The organism is Acerihabitans sp. TG2 (genome assembly GCF_035013185.1).
GTDB lineage: Bacteria > Pseudomonadota > Gammaproteobacteria > Enterobacterales > Enterobacteriaceae > Acerihabitans.
In genome coordinates, this window is record NZ_JAYGJO010000006.1 from 246,326 (window position 1) to 252,574 (window position 6,249).

At 58.8% G+C, this 6,249-nt stretch carries 1 protein-coding gene; it reads left to right on the forward strand.

Annotated features, from left to right (window positions below; all coding sequences use genetic code 11):
* Nucleotides 1-18: 18 nt before the first annotated feature.
* On the forward strand, nucleotides 19-6,249 hold a 6,231-nt coding region (locus tag SJI19_RS08195), incomplete at its 3' end, for a hemagglutinin repeat-containing protein (RefSeq protein WP_323477761.1).

Consider the following 6,249-nt stretch of genomic DNA (forward strand, 5'->3'; position numbering starts at 1 on the left):
TCATTAGGGAACGTGCTTATGAATGGACTCCGCTATCGCATCATTTTTAATCCCGCCCGCGCCATCTCGATGGTGGTGGCGGATATCGCCGGCACCGGCCGTGGCCGCGTCGCCTCGCGTCAGGTTGCCCGCGGGTATCCGCGGGAAAAACCGCTGCTGTCGCGCCTGCCTCGGCTCGGGTTTTGCCTGTTGCTGGCCATCAGTGGCGTGTCGTTTAGCGCCCAGGGGCGCATCGTGGCGCATCCCGATGCGCCGGGGGCGCAACAGCCGGTGATTATCAACGCCGCCAACGGCGTGACACAGGTTGATATTCAAACGCCAAACGCCGCCGGTGTTTCCCATAATGTGTACAGTGAATTTAATGTGGAACCCCGTGGCGTGGTGTTAAACAACAGCCACGAGCCTATTCAAAGCCAGCTCGCCGGTTATGTGATGGCCAATCCCCACCTGGCCGGTGGTGCGGCGACGGTGATCCTTAACGAAGTGAATTCAGAAAACCCCAGTTTGCTCAACGGTTGGATTGAAGTGGCCGGGCAACACGCCCAGGTCGTGATCGCTAACCCGGCGGGCATCAGCTGTGATGGTTGTGGGTTTATTAATGCCTACCATCCGATACTGACCACCGGTCAGGTGCTGATGGACAACGATGGCCGATTGAGTGGTTTTGATGTCGATCGTGGTGACATCGAGTTCAAGGGAAAAGGCGCTGATTTTTCCCAGGCGGATCAGGCTAGCATCATTGCCCGCGCCGTGCGGATTAATGCCAAGGTCCATGCCGGGGAACTGAACCTGGTGACCGGACGCAATGTGACCGACGCCGACGGCAATATTGTCCGGGTAAAGCACGATGATGCCTCTGAACGGGTGGAATATGCCCTGGATACGGCGGCGATAGGCGGCATGTACGCGCGCAAGATCCGGATGATTGGCACCGAACACGGAGTTGGCGTGCGTCATGCTGGTGAATGGGGGGCGTTGGCGGGCGGGATCACCGTAACGGCGCATGGCCGCGTGGAAAATACTACCAGCGGTAAGATGCTAAGCCGTGGTGATCTGCGTCTGACCAGCGCACAGGATGTGGATAATCATGGCAAGCTGGATGCTCACGCGAATATTCATCTCCATGCCGCAGGGCGACTGGAAAACAGCGACGAGATCAGCGCCAGTGGCAGCGTTACGCTGACGGCGGACCGTGTGTTCAGCGGCGCCAAAAGTCAATTGAGCGCCGGCCTGGATAACGTGGGTAACGCCACCCGGCCAGGGTCGCTCACCGTCACCGCCCACCACAGCGCCCGGCTCAGCGGGAAAAACCGGGCTAACGCCCGTCTGCAAGTCAGTTCACCCCGAGTGGACCTGACCGGCAGCGAAATGCAGGCACGGGATATCAGGTTGACGGCACGGGTCAACCCGGGAGTGAGTACGGGGGGGCTGGCGCTAAACGATACCCATATCAGCGCCGATGCAATAACGCTGTATGGCGAGCGTCAAATCGATCATCAGCATGCTCAGCTTATCGCTCAACGCCTGACCCTTGATACGCCATTGCTCGATAACAGCCATGGGCTAATTTATCAGGCCGGCCCTGGGGCGCTGCGTTTGGCGCTCGACTCTTTGGATAATTCATCGGGTAAAATAGGTAACGCCGGATCTCATTTATTCCTGTCCGCGCGCCGAGTGGATAACCCCAACGGGCTTATTTTCTGCGACCAGAGCCTGGTTGGCACCTATACGTCACTGAATAATCACCAGGGGCGGATAACCGGGACATCGCAGTTGGCATTAACCGGGCAAGCGGTGAATAACGCCGCGGGATTGATTGCATCCGCAGGTGACATCACGCTTGATACCCAAGGACAACCGTTCGATAACCTCAACGGCAGGGTCCTTGGTGCCGGCGTCAGGCTAACCAGTGGTAGCCTGAATAACCAGGGTGGTCATTGGCAAAGTACCGGGCATCTGGACATCAACGTGGGTGATGCGTCGATTGACAACCGGGACGGTATACTGGACGCAAATAGGGCGCTGACCCTGCGCGCTGGCAATGTGCATAATCAGCAGGGGCGGATATCGATGGGCCAGCAGGGGGAACTGACCTTGCGCCGGTTATCCGGCGTCGGGCAATTGCGGTCTTCAGGTGACCTGACGTTGGGTTTACAAGACGATCTGCACAATGATGGTGACATCACCGCGCTGGGCCAGTTGCAGATTAGCACCGCGCAGGATCTGTTTAATCATCGGCCGATCAAAGACAGTCAATCGCTGACCGTTAAGGCGCGCAATCTGACCAACTCCCCGTCTGGCGAGTTGGATGCCGGCTCGGCCCATATCCACCTTCAAGAGACCGTGAACAATACCGGCACCCTGAATGGTGGTTTAGTGCATATTGTCGCGCGAACGCTCAATAACCACGGTACCGGACGTATTTATGGCGATCATATCACCATCGCGCTGGCTATCTTGCACAATATTGCCGAGGAAAGCCGAGCCCCGGTGATTGCCGCCCGCCAGCGACTGGATTTGGGTATCGGCAAATTGCGTAATCGTGACCAGGCGCTGATTTACAGCCAGGGCGATCTGGTTATCGGCGGTGCGCTTGACGCCAATCATCAGGCCATCGGTCGGGCCACGCTGGTGCATAACCATGGCGCGGAGATATCCTCCGAGGCCAATTTGACCCTCAATGCCGAGACCGTGCGCAATACGAACGGTGGACTGATTAGCCAAACGGTCGTCTCCAGGTTACCCCGATTCCATGAACTGGTATTGAACGGCGATACGGTTCGTTATCCCTGGGCCGAGGTTAATACCAACAAAAGCAACAAGTACGGCGTGCATACTGCCATTCTTCCCAGCGGACAGCAGTCGGATCGGTTTAATGAGTACCGGTACGACCGCACCTTGACCGAAACCAAGGTCAAACAAACCCATCCAGGCAAAATTCTCGCTGCCGGCGATCTGACGCTTAACGCCGACAAGGTGACCAACCACGACAGCATGATTGATGCCGGTGGCACTCTGGGCGGTGATAGCGGCGAGGTGCGCAATATCGCCACGCAAGGCCAGCGGGTGACCCGTGATATAGGACGCAAGACACATTGGTACCCTAAAAAGAAAAGAAAGAAGATTGGTGGCACCATAACCTCTCAGGGCAAAGACAGCAGCCCTTATCGTCCCGCCCCGATGGTTGAAACTCTCGATCTGGATACGGTCACCTATCGAGGCCATAGCCAGCCGAACAGTACCGCCGTGGTGATTGATGAGCATCGGGGCGTCGTCATCGGGGTATTGCCCGAGGGCGTAAGCGCTCATGACGATGGATGGGCCGTGGGCCGTCAGCCGGCGACGGCGCGGCGCGGCAGGCTACTGGGCCGACCGAAGCTGGCCGATGCCCCGGACGTTGTTGATTACGCCAAGGGGGTGAATGCATTGCCGCCGGTCACCTTTGCCGCCGATCGCCCCTGCCAATTGCTCCCTGGTCAACTGTTCGAACTCTCGTTGCCGCCGTTGGAGCGGCTCGGGCGTACTATTACCCCGGCGGTGCGTACCCTGGGGCTGGAAATTAACCTGCCGCAAAATAGTCTGTATATCCTGCATAGCGACAGTCGGTCAACCTACGTGGTGGAAACCGACCCACGTTTTACCCAGTATAAACAGTGGCTCGGCACTGACTATATGCAGCACTGGCTGCGTTTCGAACCCAATGCGGCGCATAAACGCCTGGGCGACGGATTCTACGAGCAGCGGCTGGTTCGTGATCAAATTCTGCAACTGACCGGACAGCGTTTTCTTGGCGGGCATAACAATGATCATGACCAGCTCAAGGCGCTAATGGATGCGGGCATTGCGTTTGCTCAACAGCACCCGGTGGCACCGGGCGTGGCGTTAAGTCCTGGGCAGATGGCGCTGTTGACCACCGATATGGTCTGGTTAGTCAATCAGTCGCTCACCCTGCCGGATGGCCGTGTCCAGGAGGTACTGGTTCCCCAGGTCTATGCCCGGGTTGGTCAGGGAGATCTTACCGGCGACGGCGCCCTATTATCCGGTCGCAATATCGCATTACATGCCACCGGTGATGTCGATAACAGTGGTCATATCATCGCTGTCGATCGGGCGGATCTGACGTTGGATAATGTCTTTAACAGTGGCTTTATCGAGGCCAGCAAACTGGATATCCGGGCGCGGCACGATATCAGCAATCGCGGCGGCCAGATGCGCACTCAGCACGGGCTTTCGTTAACGGCGGGGGGTGATATCACCGCCGCCTCCACGCTCGGCACTGATGGCGTTAATCGCTGGATCGACCGCCACGCCGGGCTTAAGGTGCTCGATGGCGAGGGTGAACTGTCGCTCAGGGCGGGTAACGATATCACGCTAACCGCAGCCAGCGTAAGTCACGGCGGCATATTCGGTCGTACCACGTTTGATGCCGGACGTGACCTGAGTTTTACCACCCTCACCCGAGTCCACCAGGAGCGGGATCACTGGGGCCATGATATTTACCGCTATCTGGACCAGCAAAGCGACCATGGCACCACCCTCGATGCCGCTGGGGATGTCAACCTGCGTGCAGGGCGCGACGCACAGTTTACCGCTGCCGGCATCAATGCCGACGGGCAACTGGCGTTACAGGCCGGGCGGGATATCTCCCTAGAAGCGGGGACCTCAACGTATGAACTGACGGAATATCAAAAACAATCCAGCAGTAACGCCCTGTCATCCATGTCTATCGAGACCTTGGACTGGGCGCGTGATCGCCGGGCACTTGGCTCCACCCTCAGCGGTGAGGCGGTGACCTTGCGGGCTGGGCGTGATCTCCAGATTGACGGCAGCAACCTGGCCGGTACTGGGGATGTTAACCTGACGGCGGGCCGACATCTGACCCTGAGCACCGCGCGCGAGGAGCATGACGAACGCCATTACCGTTTAGAGCAAAACGCCGGTGTCATGGGCAGCGGCGGAGTAGGCGTCTCCTGCGGCAGCAATAGCCTGGAGATCACCGACGTCACTCAGGTGCGACAACACCTGTCCAGCATGGTGGGCAGTGCGCAAGGCAACGCCAGGCTAACCGCCGGCGAACGGCTGCAGATTGCCGGCAGCGACGCCATTGCCGGTGGCGATCTGGCACTCACCGGTGGGGATATTACCGTGCGCGCGGTAGAAAATACCTTTAGCCATCGCCAGACCATTAACCAGCAGCAAAGCGGGTTTACCCTGGCGCTATCCGGCACGGTGGGCGCCGCCATCAACAGTGCGGTGGAAAGCGCTCAGCAGGCCAAAGCCGCCGACAATGACCGCGTGGCGGCATTGCATAAAACCAAGGCCGCGTTGGCCGGGGTGCAAGCGGTGCAGGCGGGACTCCTGTCGGCGGCGCAGGGCGACGCGGCGCAAAATAATAACGCCATTGGTATCAGCCTGTCTTATGGCAGCCAATCCGCCCGCTCCGAGCGGCGGCAAGAGCAGCACGTGGCCCAGGGCAGTAGTCTGGGCGCGGGACACAATATCACGCTTAACGCCACCGGTCAGATCGGCGCGGGGGACATTGTGATTCACGGCAGTCAACTGCAGGCGGCCAATGAAATTGCCCTGGCCGCCGAACGTGACATCCATCTGCTGTCCGCTTTGAACACCGAAACCCTTAAAGGTGAAAACAGCAGCCAGGGCGGCACAGTGGGTATCGGTATCGGCGTGGGCTCCGGCGGCTGGGGCATCAGCGTGTTCGCCAGCATCAACAAAGGCCGGGGCCATGAGTCAGGCGATTCTCTGGTGCACACCAACACCCTGCTTGACGCCGGCAAACAGGTCAGTCTTAACAGCCGACGCGACGCTCGCCTGTCCGGCGCCCAGGTCAGCGGCGAGACTATCAAGGCGCGAGTGGGCCGCGATTTGCTGATGGTCAGCCAACAGGACAGTGACCGCTACGATGCCTTACAGGAAAACGCCAGCGCCGGTGCCAGTTTTACCTTTGGCTCCATGACCGGCTCGGCCAGCGTTAACCTGAGCCGTGACAAAATGCACAGCAATTTTGACTCGGTCATAGACCAGACCGGGCTTTATGCGGGCAAAGGCGGTTTTGATGTGTATGTCGGTGAGCATAGCCAACTGGATGGCGCGGTGCTGGCCAGCACCGCCGCTGCCGACCATAACCGTTTTGATACCGGCACCTTGGGTTTCAGCGATATGAATAATCAGGCTGACTACCAGGTAGAGCATCAAAGCATCGGCATCAGCACCGGTGGTCCGGTCGGCAAG